17 protein-coding genes and 1 tRNA gene are annotated in these 16,892 nt (G+C 37.1%); 6 read left to right on the top strand and 12 right to left on the bottom strand.

Translation table 11 applies throughout. The annotated features are described in order from the left end of the window. Nucleotides 1–239: 239 nt before the first annotated feature. Entirely contained in the window at nucleotides 240–662 is a 423-nt protein-coding gene (locus RAH34_RS13995) for a cold shock domain-containing protein (protein ID WP_047432903.1), read from the bottom strand. Between the two features lie 686 nt (nucleotides 663–1,348). Between RAH34_RS13995 and RAH34_RS13990 the strand changes: the two genes are divergently transcribed. Then, nucleotides 1,349–2,104: an SDR family oxidoreductase gene (locus RAH34_RS13990; RefSeq protein WP_306596543.1), complete on the top strand. Its 756-nt coding sequence runs from the start codon at nucleotides 1,349–1,351 to the stop codon at nucleotides 2,102–2,104. A gap of 81 nt (nucleotides 2,105–2,185) precedes the next feature. Here the strand turns inward: RAH34_RS13990 and lgt are convergent, their stop codons facing one another. After that, nucleotides 2,186–3,022 carry a prolipoprotein diacylglyceryl transferase gene (gene lgt, locus RAH34_RS13985; protein WP_306596542.1) on the bottom strand — a complete coding sequence of 279 codons (837 nt, stop codon included), beginning with the start codon at nucleotides 3,020–3,022 and terminating at the stop codon, nucleotides 2,186–2,188. A gap of 184 nt (nucleotides 3,023–3,206) precedes the next feature. Here lgt and RAH34_RS13980 point away from each other — a divergent pair, with 184 nt between their 5' ends. After that, a complete protein-coding gene (locus tag RAH34_RS13980; protein WP_306596541.1) occupies nucleotides 3,207–3,902 on the top strand; it encodes a VIT family protein in 696 nt (231 codons plus the stop codon). Nucleotides 3,903–4,024: 122 nt separating this feature from the next. Here the strand turns inward: RAH34_RS13980 and RAH34_RS13975 are convergent. Both RAH34_RS13975 and RAH34_RS13970 read right to left on the bottom strand, forming a co-directional pair. Next, a tRNA-Leu gene (locus RAH34_RS13975) sits at nucleotides 4,025–4,104 on the bottom strand. Nucleotides 4,105–4,196: 92 nt separating this feature from the next. Continuing rightward, the gene (locus tag RAH34_RS13970; RefSeq protein ID WP_306596540.1) at nucleotides 4,197–4,964 is read right to left on the bottom strand and encodes an MBL fold metallo-hydrolase; all 768 of its coding nucleotides are present in this window, start codon (nucleotides 4,962–4,964) and stop codon (nucleotides 4,197–4,199) included. A 54-nt stretch (nucleotides 4,965–5,018) separates the two neighbouring features. Here RAH34_RS13970 and RAH34_RS13965 point away from each other — a divergent pair, with 54 nt between their 5' ends. Beyond that, nucleotides 5,019–6,446: a hypothetical protein gene (locus RAH34_RS13965; RefSeq protein ID WP_047432722.1), complete on the top strand. Its 1,428-nt coding sequence runs from the start codon at nucleotides 5,019–5,021 to the stop codon at nucleotides 6,444–6,446. 12 nt (nucleotides 6,447–6,458) lie between these two features. Beyond that, entirely contained in the window at nucleotides 6,459–6,908 is a 450-nt protein-coding gene (locus tag RAH34_RS13960) for a GAF domain-containing protein (protein WP_034692242.1), read from the top strand. Between the two features lie 51 nt (nucleotides 6,909–6,959). On the opposite strand, the gene RAH34_RS13955 is transcribed toward RAH34_RS13960, so the two are convergent. The 6 genes from RAH34_RS13955 to RAH34_RS13930 all read right to left on the bottom strand — a co-directional run bounded on the left by RAH34_RS13955 (nucleotide 6,960) and on the right by RAH34_RS13930 (nucleotide 11,432). Then, a complete protein-coding gene (locus RAH34_RS13955) occupies nucleotides 6,960–7,427 on the bottom strand; it encodes a cupin domain-containing protein (protein ID WP_306596539.1) in 468 nt (155 codons plus the stop codon). A 53-nt stretch (nucleotides 7,428–7,480) separates the two neighbouring features. Beyond that, nucleotides 7,481–8,221 (bottom strand): ABC transporter substrate-binding protein, encoded by a 741-nt coding sequence (locus RAH34_RS13950; protein ID WP_306596538.1) that lies wholly within the window; start codon nucleotides 8,219–8,221, stop codon nucleotides 7,481–7,483. A 26-nt stretch (nucleotides 8,222–8,247) separates the two neighbouring features. After that, complete coding sequence (gene mgtE / locus RAH34_RS13945; RefSeq protein WP_047432715.1) at nucleotides 8,248–9,570, bottom strand: magnesium transporter; 1,323 nt, start codon at nucleotides 9,568–9,570, stop codon at nucleotides 8,248–8,250. A 344-nt stretch (nucleotides 9,571–9,914) separates the two neighbouring features. After that, nucleotides 9,915–10,064, bottom strand: coding sequence for a hypothetical protein (locus RAH34_RS13940; protein ID WP_156106369.1), 150 nt, complete (start codon nucleotides 10,062–10,064; stop codon nucleotides 9,915–9,917). A gap of 152 nt (nucleotides 10,065–10,216) precedes the next feature. Next, on the bottom strand, nucleotides 10,217–10,363 hold the full coding sequence (locus RAH34_RS13935) for a hypothetical protein (RefSeq protein ID WP_162800941.1): 147 nt from the start codon (nucleotides 10,361–10,363) through the stop codon (nucleotides 10,217–10,219). Between the two features lie 520 nt (nucleotides 10,364–10,883). Continuing rightward, entirely contained in the window at nucleotides 10,884–11,432 is a 549-nt protein-coding gene (locus RAH34_RS13930; RefSeq protein ID WP_306596537.1) for a pyruvate decarboxylase, read from the bottom strand. A gap of 173 nt (nucleotides 11,433–11,605) precedes the next feature. Between RAH34_RS13930 and rpsO the strand changes: the two genes are divergently transcribed. After that, a complete protein-coding gene (gene rpsO, locus RAH34_RS13925; protein WP_034692246.1) occupies nucleotides 11,606–11,875 on the top strand; it encodes a 30S ribosomal protein S15 in 270 nt (89 codons plus the stop codon). Nucleotides 11,876–12,257: 382 nt separating this feature from the next. Here rpsO and RAH34_RS13920 read toward each other — a convergent pair whose 3' ends face one another. Together RAH34_RS13920 and RAH34_RS13915 are read right to left on the bottom strand one after the other, a co-directional pair. After that, nucleotides 12,258–12,617: a DUF4260 domain-containing protein gene (locus RAH34_RS13920; protein ID WP_306596536.1), complete on the bottom strand. Its 360-nt coding sequence runs from the start codon at nucleotides 12,615–12,617 to the stop codon at nucleotides 12,258–12,260. A 126-nt stretch (nucleotides 12,618–12,743) separates the two neighbouring features. Beyond that, complete coding sequence (locus RAH34_RS13915; protein ID WP_306596535.1) at nucleotides 12,744–14,165, bottom strand: sugar MFS transporter; 1,422 nt, start codon at nucleotides 14,163–14,165, stop codon at nucleotides 12,744–12,746. A gap of 440 nt (nucleotides 14,166–14,605) precedes the next feature. Between RAH34_RS13915 and RAH34_RS13910 the strand changes: the two genes are divergently transcribed. Further along, a complete protein-coding gene (locus tag RAH34_RS13910) occupies nucleotides 14,606–16,879 on the top strand; it encodes a polyribonucleotide nucleotidyltransferase (protein ID WP_114821481.1) in 2,274 nt (757 codons plus the stop codon). Nucleotides 16,880–16,892 lie beyond the last annotated feature (13 nt).

The raw sequence follows: 16,892 nt of genomic DNA, 5'->3' as shown, positions 1-16,892 counted from the left end.
TTTACGATGAAGGAAGCTGTCTTTTCAGGCAGCTTCTTTTATGTTTTAATCGGATTCTACGGATTCCCGTAATGCTAATTGAAATAATTCCAGGATCTTGCGTACAATCTAACTTTTACAAGTTGAGTTAACTTTTTTTATATGTCCCTAAAAAAAGAGACTGTCCTTATGGGCAGTCTCTTTGTGTATGATTTAAAAACGCATCTGCTTGTACAGTAAATACATTTTATAAGTACATATTATTTAACAAGCTGAATTTCAACAGCAGAAAATCCTTTAGGAGATTTCTCTTTCTCGAAAGATACCTTATTTCCTTTTTTCACCGGTTCTGCACAGTTGTTATTGTGGAAGAAAATGTTTTCTTTGGAATTATCTTCCGTAATGAAACCATATCCTTTTTCGCTCAGGAAAGTAACAATTCCTGTTTTTCTTGGATCTTCTTCAATGATAGGTGCAGCACCTAATTGAATGTCATCAAGATTTACTTCCTGTCTTTGTTCAGGTGGAGTAGAAGTTAATCTTCCGAATTCGTCTACATACATGAAGACATCCTCCGCTCCTTTGTTGTTGTTCGTTTTACGTTCTTCGCGTCTTAGCGCCTTTTCTTTTTGCTTTTGAATTTTTTTCTTGAAATTTTCCTTTTTAGAAAAAGAATCTGCCATAAATTATTTTTAGTATTTAGTTTCTATAAATTAAATTGGTTCAATCTGGTCTGTTTCAGACCTATAAAGCCCGCCGATGTTTCCTGTTTTGGATATTTCCAATCATACAGAGCTTTAAAATTCCGACAAGTATTGTTCTTAATAGAAGAATAAAAGTTAAAAATATGGCTGCTCAAAAGGCAAAGACTGAATAAAAAATATTCGGGTCGTTACAGAAAACAAAGTAGTGACTTAGTTTATAATATGCAAATATACAACAATAAAATGAATAATCAGGTTTTAAATGATTGATTATCAGAAATGGTTTTAATTGATAATTTATATTTTGCAGGAAACCTATCATAGAAGTTGTAATAATTGTATAAAAAAATCCTCAGAAGCCTGAGGATTATAAAAAAATATATTAAAAATGAAGTGGTGGTGCGTGATACGGGAGGAAGGTATCAAATGTTATGCCTAAAATTGACGCGGGTTTGTGAATTATCCAAAAGTGTTTAACTGGAAAGGTCGGTATCAAGACGTATGTGGTTGGTAAATAACATTCTATTAACAACTATTGTTTACATAAAATAATAAACATTTTTCTTTTGGTTTAAAAATAATAAATAGAAATTCCCGAAAATTTCACCACGTTGAGGCAGTTTTTATTATTGACCTTTGTCTCATTAACATTTAAATATAAAAATATGTCAACACAAAATGTACAAGGGAAAGTTGTTTTAATTGCCGGAGGAGGTAAAAATTTAGGCGGATTATTAAGTAGAGATTTTGCTTCCAGGGGGGCAAAGCTGGCCATCCATTATAACAGCGAAAGCTCAAGAGCCGAAAGTGAAAAAACACTGGCTGAAGTACAGGCATTAGGAGCTGAAGCATTCTTATTTCAGGGAGATCTTACCAAAGTAGACAATATCACGAAGTTTTTTGATGAAACCATTTCCCGTTTCGGAGGAATCGATATCGCAATCAATACCGTTGGCATGGTTCTTAAAAAGCCATTTTCAGAAACTACAGAAGCTGAATATGATAGCATGTTCAATGTCAATTCAAAATCTGCTTATTTCTTTTTGCAGGAAGCTGGTAAAAAACTGAACGATCATGGGAAAATCTGTACCATTGTCACTTCACTGCTGGCGGCTTACACAGGACTATATTCTACGTATGCTGGAGCAAAAGCACCGGTAGAACATTTTACAAGAGCGGCATCCAAAGAATTCGGGGCAAGAGGTATTTCCGTAACAGCGGTAGCACCAGGGCCAATGGATACTCCTTTCTTCTACGGACAGGAAACCGATGATGCCGTGGCGTATCATAAATCGGCATCCGCATTGGGAGGGCTTACAGATATTAAAGATATTGCTCCGCTGGTAGAATTCCTCGTAACAGAAGGCTGGTGGATTACCGGGCAGACCATTTTTGCCAACGGTGGCTATACAACGAGATAGTATATTGTAAAAACTATTAAAAAAAGAAACTCACTGAAAACAACTTTCAGTGAGTTTTTTATAATAAAAGAAATAAGAAAATTAAGTGGTTTTAATCTTTCTTTTCTCCAGTATACTTTTGATGATAAAGAATAATCCAAGAAGAACAAACGGAATACTCAGGAGCTGGCCCATATTCAGACTCATTCCATGTTCGAATTCTACCTGATCCACCTTGATAAATTCAATAAGGATTCTCATGATGAAGATCAACAGAATACTGATTCCAAAGTAAAACCCTTTTCCGATCTTAAAAATATTTTTCCTGTAAATAAAATACACCGCAAGGAAGATTATAAAATAAGAGATAGCTTCGTAAAGCTGGGCAGGATGTCTTGGAAGATCATCCACCTGACGGAAAATAAAAGCCCATGGAACATCGGTAGGAGTTCCTATAATTTCCGAATTCATGAGATTGGCCAGCCTGATAAAAGTACCTCCCAGCGGAAGTACAATCGCTATGGCATCCAGAACGGTCATGAACGGGATAGAATACTTTCTCGCATAGATGAGAAGCATAATCACCAGACCAATACCGCCACCATGACTGGCAAGACCTGCAAATCCTGTAAAATGATAGACTCCATCCGGTCCTTTCTGAATCGGTAAAAATATTTCAAGCGGGTGCTGTGAATAATACTCAAAATCATAAAAAAGACAGTGACCCAATCGGGCGCCTACCAGAATTCCTATCAGTGCATAGGAGAATAACGCTTCGTGGGCCTGTGAACTCAGACCTTCTTTTTTATAAATTCTTTTTAAAATATTGAGAGATAAAACAAGTCCCGCAAGGAATAATAATCCGTAATATTTAATGGGAAGTCCTAAGATATTGACGATTTCGGGATTAACATCCCAGTTGATATATAATAAATTCATTGCTGCAAAGATAAGAAAATAGGATTTTCTGAACAGAATGATGACGTTTTGCCATGGTATGTTTTGATTTATAACATGTTATATGAGGTCCTGGAAGAAGCTCATCCCTGTGAAAATGAATATAATTTAAAATGATTCTTGATGAAATAGTTGGTAACTTTAACCTACCACCAAAATAAAAGTTATGCATCATCAGCTCGAGAAACATTATGTAAACAGAGTAGGCTGGCTTCGTGCAGCGGTATTGGGCGCAAATGACGGCTTGTTATCTACTACCAGTATCGTTATAGGAGTTGCAGCTGCAGAGCCGGAACGTCATATCATTATTCTTGCTGCATTGGCAGGGATGATTGCCGGGGCAATGTCTATGGCCGCCGGTGAATATGTTTCTGTAAGCTCGCAGGAAGATACAGAAAAAGCAGATTTACTCCGCGAAAAACGTGAACTTGAAGAAATGCCGGAAATAGAACTCAGAGAACTGGCCAAAGTATATGAGAAAAGAGGTTGTACCCAAGAAACCGCAATGCAGGTAGCTATTGAACTTACGGAACATGATGCTTTGGGAGCACATGCCCGTGACGAGTTGGGAATTAATGAAATAACACAGGCTAAACCTTTGGTAGCAGCAATGGCTTCATTCGGTTCATTTGCGGTGGGAGCTTTATTGCCATTTATGGTGTCTCTTTTGGCTCCTCTTCAACAAATGGTCTATTTCCAATATGGATTTTCAATCATATTTTTAATGCTTTTAGGCGCAATTTCAGCAAAAGCTGGAGGTTCCAGTATTAAGATTGCTGTATTAAGAATATGTTTCTGGGGAACTGTCGCAATGGGAATTACAGCCCTCGTAGGACATATTTTCGGAGTTAATGTAGCATAAATATGATGATAATAGCGCTTGTAAATATTAAAATTTTACACGGTTTTTTACACGGTGGTAAAATTTAATAGATTATAGTATAAAATAAAACCTCTGAAATCTTTTAATTTCAGAGGTTTTTGTACCCAGGACCGGGATCGAACCGGTACTCCTAAGAACTGGTGTTTGAGACCAGCGCGTCTACCAATTCCGCCACCTGGGCTTGATGTTGATTACAAACGTGATGTTTGTTTCAAATTGGTGTGCAAATATAGGAACTTTTTTCAATGTTCAAAAGCTTTTTGAAGAATTTTTTTAAAAATTAAGTTCCAAACCATCGTAAGCAAGGTGTATTCCGGATGGAAGCTCCTTATCTTCAATATCATGCAGACCTAAGTGATGGCTGATGTGGGTTAAAAATAATTTTTTGGGTTTGAGTTCTTCAAACAATTTAATCACATCCGGAAGGATAAAATGAGCAGGATGGGGATCAAATTTTCTGATGCAGTTTAAGATCAGGACATCCAGATCTTTCAGTTTTTCCTTCTCCGTTTCAGAAACAAACCCGGCATCCGTAATGTAAGCCAGCTTTTTAAACTTATATCCAAACACGGTAATTTTATAGTGAATCACCTCCACAGGAGTGATTTCCGTATCCAGTACCTGAAAAGGTTTATTTTCAATTTCGTGAAGTTCAAAAGCGGGTGCACCGGGATACCTTACATCTGCAAAAGCGTAAGGAAATCTGTTTTTTATTTCATGAGCCACTCTTGAATAGCAGTACAACGGAACATCTTTTCCACTTTTAAAAATCAGAGGGCGCATATCGTCCAGCCCGATCACGTGGTCATTATGTTCATGGGTAATCAGCGCAATGTCTACGGTATGTTCATGGTTGGTAAGCATTTGCTGCCTGAAATCCGGACCGCAGTCGATCAGTATTTTTTTATTTTCCTCCGTAGTAACCATCACGGAAGAGCGTAAACGTTTGTCTTTGGGATTTTCCGAAGTACACACTTCACATGTACAGCCTATAACGGGTACACCTTGAGAAGTACCAGTTCCTAAAAATTTCAACTTCATTTTGTTTTGAGGTTGGTTTAATTTTGGTAAATTTACAAAAAATTTCATGTCCTAATGTATCAGAAACTAACTCCTAAACAAAAAGCATTAACAATTAATCTAGATCCTACTATTTATGGTACTTTCGCAGAAATTGGAGCCGGGCAGGAGACTGTTCGCCACTTTTTTAGAGCAGGGGGAGCTTCCGGTACGATTGCTAAGGCAATGTCTGCTTATGACAAAGATTTTAGTGATGCCATCTACGGAAAGGAAGTAAAAAACAGGTACGTTACCCAGAATAGGCTTCGCAAAATGCTTCGATATGAAGTAGCTTTGATTGAAGAAAGAATTTCAAGAGATAATAATCCCGATAGAAAATTCTTTTCTTATGCCAATACGGTAACTACTATCAATTTTGACAAAACTGTAAAAGGTCACGGTTGGGTAGGGATTCGTTTTCAAACCAAAGAAAATGAAGATTACAATGAGATCGTAATCCACGTAAAATTCAAAGAAAATGATGCTACACTTCAGCAGGAAACCTTAGGGAATCTGGGCGTGAATCTTATTTTCGGAGCCTTTCATTATTTTGATAATCCAAGAACTTTGGTAGAATCTCTTTACGATGATATTGCAAAAGATAATCTGGAAATTGATATGATCGACTTCAGCGGACCTGCTTTTGCCTATGTTGATAACAGACTGATGTCTCTTCAATTGGTAAAGAATGGAATGACCGACGCGGTGATCTTCAATTCACAGGGGAGCAACATGCTTCCGGCAGATGTTCTGTACAAGAAAAATATTTTCGCGGTAAGAGGAAGTTTCAGACCGGTAACGAAAGTGAACATTGATATGCTTAAAAACGGGATGGATATGTTCTTCAAAGATGCTACCTGTACTCATGAAGAAACAGAGGTTCTTATTGAAATCACCATTTCCAATCTGAGAGCAGACGGAGATATTGATGAAAGAGATTTCCTGGATAGAGTAGACATTCTTGCAAAACTTGGGTACACCGTTATTATTTCAAACTTCTCTGAATATTACAGACTGATTGATTACTTCGCATCTTACACAAGTGGAGACATCGGAGTAGCAATGGGAGTAAACAATATGTTGATGGTATTCGATGAGAAATATTATAAAAATCTCTCAGGAGGAATTCTTGAAGCATTCGGTAAGTTTTTCAGAAACGGAATGAGAGTATATCTGTATCCTTATAAAGATCCTGAAACACATCAATTACTGGATTCTTCCAATCTGAAAGTGGAAGAAAACCTGAAAGAATTATACAAATATTTCAAACACAACAACCGTATTGTAGATATTACCAACTATAATCCTGAGTTTTTGGAGATTTATTCCAGAGAAATTTTGAGAAAAATAGCATGCTGTGTGAAAGGCTGGGAAACTCAGGTACCGGAAGGCGTAGCAGAAATGATTAAAGAGCGCGGAATGTTTGGATATAAAGAAGAACTTTCCCTAAAACAATTCTCTTAAAATATAAAAACAATGTCAGAATTAAAGAAAAGACTTTCCTCAATTCTTGAAAGTCCTAAACATAATACAGAAGAAAAACTTGAAAAAGTCTGCCACCTGTTGGATCAGGAGATTCCTTATTTCAACTGGACGGGTTTCTATTTCAAAAACGGAGACAAGGATGAGTTGATTTTAGGCCCTTATGTAGGAGCGCCAACAGATCATACCATTATTCCTTATGGTAAAGGGATTTGCGGTCAGGTTGCCGTTTCCAATGAAACATTTGTAGTTCCTGATGTACATGAAGAAAGCAATTATTTAAGCTGTTCTATCGATACAAAAGCAGAAATTGTAGTTCCGATTTTTAAAGACGGAAAAAATATCGGTCAGATCGATATTGATTCCCATACCATCGATCCTTTCACGAAAGAGGACCGTGAATTGCTAGAATGGCTTTGTAATGAAGTTTCTAAGATTTTGTAATCAAAACTTACTATAAAAAATAAAAACTCCAGCTATTTTAGCTGGAGTTTTTTATGGATTATTAGTGGTAATCACAAACATAAGTAAAGGTTCGTCGCCCGTGTTTTCAACAGAATGATATCCTATGGAGCTGATGGCTGTAATATCTCCTTTCTGAAGTATTTTCTTACGTATGGGTCCATCTGTTCCGGTTCTTTCACGATATTCCCCGGTTCCGTGCACTACAACGTACAATTCCTCTTCATTTCTTAGATTGTGCGTGTGGAATCCTGATTCATCTCCTTTATTCAGTAAAACCATGTAGGCCGCCAGGCGGTTATTGGCCAGTTCTTCCTGATCAAACATCTGTATCATATAAACCGTTCCGTTTCCTCCATACATATTTTCGCGTTTTTCTAAACGGGCGATGGCTCTTTCTTCCTTTCCAAATGCCATTACATAAAGATTGATGTATTTTGAAACCTCCTGTATCACGTAATCGAATTCTTCTCCTTCAGATAGTATAACTGTGCCAGACATGTGAATTGAATATTTAAAGTTTAAAGTTTTGGGTCTAAAGTTGATCGTGAAAATTAGCTTTGCTGCATCAAATGAATTTCCGCCAATAGTTCTTTAAAATAATTCTCGCATTTGGCAATATGGGTTCCATACCAGGAAAAGGCTTCACCATCTACGATCATTATCTTTTTATTAGGGTAGAAAACCTGCAGTTCTTCAATATGTTTTTCTTTAAACGGAAAAGGTTCAGACGAAAGCATAATGACATCTGCATCTGCCAGATCTTCAGTGGTAATTTGTGGATAACGGGTTTTGTCTTTAAAAATATTTTCAAAACCAATTTCAGATAAAATTCTGTGGATGAAAGTATCTGAGCCAATGGTCATATAAGGATTTTTCCAGATAAGATAAGCGGCTTTTACCGGTGCTTCCAGTTTGGCCTGATTCAGAACATCATAAATTTTAAGATTGAAAAGTTGTGCTCTGTCTTCCTTTCCGAAAAGTTTTCCGAGATTTTTAAGCAGGTAATAATTGTCCTCAATCGTATCAATATTGGTTACTGTTACTTTAAAGTCATTCATCAGAGCTTCAACCTGGTCTTTTACATTTTCTTCCTTATTGGCAAGAATAAGATCCGGCTGTAATGCTTTAATTTTTTCAATATTGATATTCTTAGTTCCTCCGATTACGGCTACATTTTTTATTTTATCCTGAGGATGGATGCAGAATTTGGTTCTTCCTACCACTTCATTTTCGGTCAGTCCAAGGTCAAATAAAGCCTCAGTAATAGAGGGTACAAGTGAAACGATTTTCATATTGGCATGTTAGATGATGCCTAAAATTACAAAAGTTTTCCGGTTAAGAAAAGTCCGGCTACGGTAAAATAGATAATAAGTCCGGTTACATCTACTAATGTTGCTACAAACGGAGCAGAAGAAGTAGCAGGGTCAAGATTTAATTTCTTTAAAACAAAAGGAATCATTGAACCTGATAATGTTCCCCACAACACAATGGCAATCAGGGAAACAGAAACACTCAATCCTACGTATACCCAATACTGGCCGTAATCAAACAAGCCAATTTGCTGCCAAAGCATAATTCTGATAAATCCGATAACTCCTAAAATTGCTCCAAGACATAATCCGGAGATAATTTCTTTTTTCATGACATACCACCAGTCTTTCAGACTGATTTCCTGAAGAGCCATCGCACGGATAATCAAAGTTGCTGCCTGTGATCCGGAATTTCCTCCACTGGAAATAATCAATGGAACAAATAGCGCGAGAACAACTGCTTTTTCAATTTCTTTATCAAAATATCCCATTGCAGAAGCGGTCAGCATTTCCGAAACAAATAGAATAATCAGCCAGGTCGCCCTTTTTTTGATCATTTCTGTCCATGAAGTCTGGATGTAGGGAAGATCCAATGCTTCCAATCCCCCGAACTTCTGGATATCTTCCGTGTTCTGCTGCTCAATCTGATCGAGAATGTCGTCAATCGTTACAATTCCTACCAAAACACCGGCTTCCGTAATAATAGGAAGAGCACCACGGTCATACTTTTCGAAATAGGTTACTGCATCTTCTTTGGAAGTAGTAGTTGTAATTGCTACGAAATGATTGTCCGTAATATCGGAAACCAAAGTATCTTCCTCTTCCAGCAGTAAAGTTCCGATGGCAAGGTCATCAATTAAGCGGTTTCTTTCATCCACCACATACAGGTAGTTCATGGTTTCCACTCTTTTTCCTACCTTTTTGATCTGCTGAAGACATCTTTTTACCGTCCACTCCTTACGGATCTGGATGTAATAAGGCGTCATCAGACGGGCAATCGAATCCGAATTGTATCCAAGAAGTTTTAAAGCAATTCTTCTTTCCTGCGGATTAAGGTGATTAATGGAATACTTGATCAGCTCATCCGGGAAATCCTCGAAAAGAGCCGTTCTGTCATCGGGAGTCATGGCATTCAGGATTTCGGACACTTCATCGCTTCCGATACTTCTGATGGTTTCTTCCTGAAAATCAGGGTCAAGATGTGAAAAAACTTCTGCTTTGTATTCTTTCGGAACCTTCAGGAACGCGAGCAGCCTCTCATCAGCAGGAAGTTCGCTGAGAGTTTCGGCAATATCGGCAGGGTTGAAGATAAGTTCGTCTCTAGAATTCAAAACGTGAAATTTTTTGGATATGCAAAAATAATTCAAATTTTTAAGACTGAGCAATAAACTGGTAAAATTAAGGATTAATTAAAGTTTATCGCTTCAGTATAAGGGTAAAAAAAACACCCGCCGAAACGGATGTATAAAAATTAAATTTTAAATTCCAATACTCTTTATATTGGTTCGCATTCTGAGGTGGGAATATAGGTGCAAACAGCGTTTGTACAGCATTGGTAAGGACCACAATCTGAATTGTCGCCGCACTTTTTTATCCCACTTCCTTTGATGTTTTTTTGTTCAAGCCTGTTGAGCTTCTTAAAATGTAAATTCTTCATCCTGTATGATTTTTTATATTAAGGCTCTATCATACAGTCATGGTCAAGGCATTCTCCATTACAGCAATATCCAACAGAACAAGGTCTTGTGATGCTGCATCTGAATGGACCTATGCCGCCATTAATTTGTTTGGCCGCTTCTCTGCTGAGTTTTTTTAGATTTTTCATAGCGTTATAGTTTAGATTTAATGTCAGACTAAAATAGTAAATATTTCTATATTATTCATTTTTTGGTGAAAATATTTTACTATAAATCAGTGTTTTATTCGTATTTTAAATAAAAAACACCTACTAATGCAGGTGTCTGTAATGATCATATATTATTCCAGAGGACATGGATTAACAACGCAGGTGTTGTGGCAACATGATCCGCCCGGACATTCGAAATGTTCTGTACATCTTTTGAAAGGCCCGCTGCCTTTAATTTCCTTTTGTACTTGTCTGCTTAGTTTTTTTAGATTTTTCATAAATTTTGATTTTGTATAGTTTAGTTTTATCTTTTATTCAAGGCAGATGAAAGGGGAGCAGATTCCAAAACAACACCATCCAACGGTGCACGGATTGGTTTCGCTGCACCTTTCCATAGTTCCTCCATTAATTTGTTTTGCTTTTTCTCTGCTGAGTTTCTTTAGATTTTTCATGAGATTTTGGTTTTAATGTTGGTCTAAAATAGTAAAAAATATTTAATAAATCATTATTTGGTGAAAATATTTAATTGTTAATCAGTTGTTTATAGTGTTTTTTAAATGAAAAGCACTTGTCCGTAAGTGCGAATAAGTGCTTTATTTAACGTGAAAATATTTATAATTAGGACATCTCAATGAAAGAATTATAAATTATAAATGATGAATGATGAATTTGTCCGGTAAGCTCATGAATTTTCCTTACACATTCACCATTGACTTGCGAAGCAAAATTGACCATTGGCAATAAAAGGCTGTAAATTTCAACCTTAAACCCAGAACTTTAAACCTTAAACCTTAAGTCTTAAAGCTCTGCTTCTGTCGGTTTCAGTTTTCTAAGTTTTTTAATGATTCCTTTTATCGCACCTTCGGTTCCTATTTTAACAGAATTGGTTGTGGAGCCCAGCAGACGCATATTTTTTCTGTAGGTATCATGATCGGTTTCGGCGACAAGAGTTCCGTCGGCACCAAAAAGTTTCATACTCACCACCACCTGATTGGAGAATACGTATTTTCCAAATCCTACTTTGAAATATCTCACTTTGGAAACAATGGCAAAATCTGCATCATTGTTGAGGCAGTAATCTGCAATGGTTTGTTTGTCTATGCTGTCGAAGGGAACCTGAACTTCTGCCCGGAGCATTTTATTTCTTCTGTTACTGAAATTATCGGTAACAGCATCAAAGAAAGCATTGTTGGTGGGGTCTTTTATTTCGTCGATATCAGGCTCTACCTCAGGATTGAAGTAAAGAACTTTTTTTATTTTATCATCAGTATTCTTCTGGGCTTTTACCGTAGTAAATCCGATGAATAAAAAAGTAGTAACCGCTGTAAAGAATATAATTTTTTTCATTTGTAATTCGAATGCAAAATTACTGCCTTTTCATTGGAATGCATACAAATTATTAAGAATTTTTTAACATTTTTTTCTATCAATTTTGATATATGAAATCAATAATGTTTGCAGAATCAAAAAATAGTCGTAATTTTGCACCCGTTACATAATAATCATTAAACAATATTGGAATGTACTTAACAACAGACAAAAAGCAGGAAATTTTCGCAAAACACGGAAAATCTGCACAAGACACAGGAAGTGCTGAAGGACAAATCGCTCTTTTCACTTTCAGAATCAACCACTTATCTCAACACCTAAAGGCTAACCGTCACGATTTCAACACAGAGAGATCTCTAGTGAAATTGGTAGGTAAGAGAAAAAGTTTATTAGATTACCTTAAAAACAAAGATATCGCAAGATATAGAGCAATTATTGCTGAACTAGGTTTAAGAAAATAATCTATAAAGATTTTCAAAATAAAAAAGCAACTTCGAAAGAGGTTGCTTTTTTGTTTTTACACAACAGGGGATTTTTAACCACAACAGGCACAAAAGTTTTTTTAGAAAATACCAAATGGTTGAGAAGAACACTAAAGTTTCTTAAAGTCTTTGATTTTCATGTGATCATAAAAAAGTATTGAGATTCTTACGTATGACAAACTGTATGGATAGACTAATACGCTAATTGTGTCATTCCGTAGGAATCCAGCCTTTATTATCTTGAAAAAATACTGAAGATGATTACAACTGTAACAGCCATCCTAACTGAAGGTGCGATAATTCTCCCTCGGAGGGGTGGCGGAAATTCAAAGATTTTTTGACGGGGTGGTTTTCAACATCACTATTCAGCCTTCTTCCCAATCTTCCCCAAATGCGTATTCTGAAAACTATCGGGATATTTCAATCCATAACCCAGAATCCTGTCAAACGCAGAGTGAGAAAACAGAATAGCTCCTATCATTTGTAAATAGGGCAGAGACAAGGCTGTTCCCGCAAAATAAACAATGACAGCTACTCCAAAATGATGGAAGAGATTGTAGAAGAAAGCACCTACTTTATTATTCATGGTATATCCCAGCATAGAAATATCCGGTGCAAGAAAAAGTCCGGCAAACCACCACCAGGAATATCCTGTCTGTGCAAAGGCATAGATTCCTAACAGGAGAAATGCAGCGTATTCAAGCTTTAACTGTATTTTCATAATGATTGAGTTGGTTTATAAAATAAGTTCCTTTTTCTCATGAAAAGTTACATTTTAAAATCTGAAAAAAGAAAGCGGAATACCTATGAGATATTCCGCCTTATACATTTTGATTTGAATTTGATTTTAATGCCCTGATTTGGCTTCTGTAGTTTCTACATGACCTAAATATTTGGTACAGTAAGCCCCGAATATCAGAATAACAAGATAGCAGAATACAGGAATAATAAACGAATGTTGTACTCCAAACTGATCTGCAAGATATCCCTGGAATATGGGAACAATAGCGCCTCCCAGAATAGCCATTACCACTAAAGAGGATCCCTGACTGGTATATTTGCCCAATCCTGAAATAGCCAGAGTATAAATATTCGAGAACATAATAGAGTTGAAAATTCCGATTCCTAAAATACTGTACATCGCCAGCTCACCATGATTTACCATTGCAGAAATCAATAGCATAACATTAATCGCGGCAAATATGGATAATGTTCTTGCCGGAGCTGCTTTACCCACGAAAAAGGCAATGAAGTTAAGAATGATGAATACAATGAAAAAGCTGATCTGGCTGAACGTAAGATTTACAATACTGAAGATCACAAGGAAAACAGCAGCTGCTGCTCCCAGCATATATAGAGCTTTTTTGCTTTGGCTTATTGATTGATTTAAAGAAATGGCTCCCAGAAAACGGCCAATCATCGCTCCTCCCCAATATAAGGAAAGGTAATTTTTACTGATGATCTCATTAAAGCCCATAATCTGTGGCTGCTCCAGGAAACTGATGATAAAACTTCCTACAGCAACTTCTCCGCCTACATAGCAGAACATAGCGAATACTCCGAATTTCAGGTGGCTGAATTCAAGCGCTCCCCAACCTTTTACGATTTCTTCTTCTCCCATCTGGAATGAAGGAAGTTTAACTCTGGAAATCAGTAAAGCAACCAGTAAAAGAATCCCCGCAAAAATAAGGTAAGGAATTCTCGTTGCTACCGCACTGAATGATCCGTCCGGAGAAGAGAAAAATTCAAAAATAAGATGACCTCCCAGTACCGGTGCAATGGTTGTTCCGAATGCATTGAATGCCTGAGTCATATTCAGTCGGCTGGAAGCAGATTCTTCACTTCCCAGCAATGAAACATAAGCGTTGGCTGTAATCTGCAATACTGTAAAGCCGAGTCCTAAAATAAACAAAGCTCCCAGAAACAGCGGATAATATGAAAACGTAGCTGCCGGATAAAACAGAACGCAGCCGAATGCGGCCAGAAAAATTCCGAACAGAATTCCCTTCTTATAGCCTAATTTATTGATAGGATCTCCTTTAGTAATGGAAATCATAAAATAAATCAGTGACCCGATAAAGTAAGCTCCGAAAAAACAGAACTGTACCAGCATGGATTCGAAAAAGGTAAGATTGAATAGTTGCTTCAGATAGGGAATCAGGATGTCATTCATACAGGTGATGAATCCCCACATAAAAAACAGCAGGGTGATGGTAATCAACGGAACCGTATAATTCCTGCTTTGAGATTGTACTTCTTTATTAATCATAAACATTTATTTATCTGGATAAGGATAGTTCCTTAACTTTTTTTAGCCTACAGCATTGTAATTGGTGAAGTAGGGCAAATATAGGGATCAGCCTATTGGTTTGCAATAATTTTACTAATTTTTAAAATGAAACAGATATTTTTTTTCAGATCAAAGTATTATTTTCATTTTTTGAGACAATAATACAAAAACAACAGGATTTTTCAATACATTATCCTCAAAAAAGTACTTTTTTATTTTCATAAATCATGAATAAGTTTCCGTTACTCCTAGAAATTTTCAAACGTTCATCAATTGATAGCCAATTTTTTGTATTTTAAGCGCCTATTAAAGCAATCGAAAAATTTAATATATCATTATTATATAGTACCTTTGCAAACGAAAATTTAAAGAGTTTAAATATTAATCATACTCAATACGGAGTATAAAGAAGCAAATTTATGAGTATACCTCAAGCGTTTACAGAAACGATTATCCTTGCAGACGGCAGGGAAATCACTATCGAAACGGGAAAGCTGGCTAAGCAGGCTGACGGATCTGTAGTGGTGAAATGTGGCGGAACAATGCTTTTAGCAACTGTTGTAGCCAATAAAGAAGCCAATCCTGGTGTAGACTTTTTACCATTAACGGTAGATTACAGAGAAAAATTCTACGCAGGTGGAAGAATTCCTGGGAATTTCTTCCGTAGAGAAGCAAAACCATCTGATGATGAAGTGCTTACAATGAGATTAGTGGACAGAGTATTACGTCCTCTTTTCCCTGAAGATTTCCATGCGGAAGTACAGGTAATGATCTCATTAATTTCTTACGATAAAGAAGTAATGCCTGAAGCATTGGCAGGTTTGGCAGCTTCTGCAGCTATTGCAATTACAGATATTCCTTTCAACGGACCAATGTCTGAAGCGAGAGTAGTAAGAATTGACGGACAATTGGCTGTGAACCCAAGTTATGAGAATTTATTAAAATCAGATATCGATATTATGGTGGGAGCTACTAAAGACTCCATCGTAATGGTAGAAGGTGAAATGAAGGAGATTTCTGAGCAGGAAATGCTTGAAGCGATCAACTTCGCTCACGCTGAGATCAAAAAACAGATCGAAGCTCAGGAGAGATTAGCTGAAAAAGTAGGAAAATCTTTCCCTAAAAGAGAATACAGCCACGAAGATCACGACGAAGAAATTCGTGAAAAAGTATGGAAAGAATGTTATGATAAAGTATATGAAGTAGCAAAAACTCCATCTAACAAAGAAGAAAGAGGAGAAAAATTCAAAGCAGTTCTTGAAGAATTCTTAGCACAATATGCTGAAAATGAAGAAGAATTGGCACGAGTAACTCCATTCGTTAAAGTATATTACCATGACGTAGAGAAAGAAGCAATGCGTCAGATGATCCTTGAAGACAATATCCGTCTTGATGGTCGTGATCCTCAGACGATCCGTCCAATCTGGTCAGAAATTGATTATCTTCCGGGAGCTCACGGTTCTGCAATCTTTACAAGAGGAGAAACTCAGTCTCTGACTGCGGTAACTCTGGGTTCTGTAAAAGATGCGAACATGATCGACAGCGTAATCACGCAGCACGACGAAAGATTCTTCTTACACTATAACTTCCCTCCATTCTCTACAGGTGAAGCAAGACCTTTAAGAGGTACTTCTAGAAGAGAAGTAGGACACGGAAACTTAGCTCAAAGAGCTTTAACAGCGGTAATTCCGGCAGAAAATCCATATACCATCAGAATTGTTTCCGATATCTTAGAATCTAACGGTTCTTCTTCAATGGCAACAGTTTGTGCAGGTACATTAGCATTGATGGATGCAGGGGTTCAGATTACAAAACCTGTTTCAGGGATTGCAATGGGTCTGATCACTGATACAAAATCAGGTAAATTTACTGTACTTTCTGATATCTTAGGAGATGAAGATCACCTTGGAGATATGGACTTCAAAGTAACAGGTACTGCAGACGGTATCACAGCTTGTCAGATGGATATCAAAATCCAGGGACTTTCTATGGATATCATGGAGAAAGCTTTGATGCAGGCTAAAGACGGAAGATTACACATCCTGAACAAAATCACGGAAACGATTTCTCAGCCAAGAGCAGATGTGAAGCCACACGCTCCGAAAATGGTGGTAATGGAGATTCCAAAAGATTTCATCGGTGCTGTAATCGGACCTGGTGGAAAAATTATCCAACAGTTACAGAAAGATACGGATACAGTTATTGCTATCGAAGAGATGGGAGAAATCGGACGTATCGAAATTTCTGGTACAGATAGAGAAAAGATCAATGCTGCTATTGCAAGAATCAATGAAATTACTTTCGTACCGGTTATAGGTGAAGTTTACAAAGGTAAAGTAGTGAAGGTAATGGACTTCGGTGCATTCGTAGCAATTGCTAAAGGAACAGAAGGACTTCTTCACATTTCTGAAATTGAGTGGGCTCGTCTGGACAAAGTTCCTTATGCAGAAGGTGATGAAGTAGAAGTGAAGTTCATGGGTTACGATGACCGTAAGAAAATGAAACTTTCCCGTAAAGTTCTTTTACCAAGACCTCCAAGACCGGAAGGACAAGGCAGACCAGAAGGGCAGAGAAGACCAGAAGGACAAGGAAGACCAGAGGGACAAAGAAGACCTGAAGGACAGAAACCACAAGGTGAAAAGCCACAAAGCGAAAAACCAGTGGAAAACCAAACTCCATCTAACGAAGCTTAATAAGATTCATTCT

It is taken from the genome of Chryseobacterium sp. WLY505, from assembly GCF_030846215.1.
Lineage (GTDB): Bacteria > Bacteroidota > Bacteroidia > Flavobacteriales > Weeksellaceae > Chryseobacterium.
This window is presented reverse-complemented; position numbering and strand designations above follow the sequence as displayed.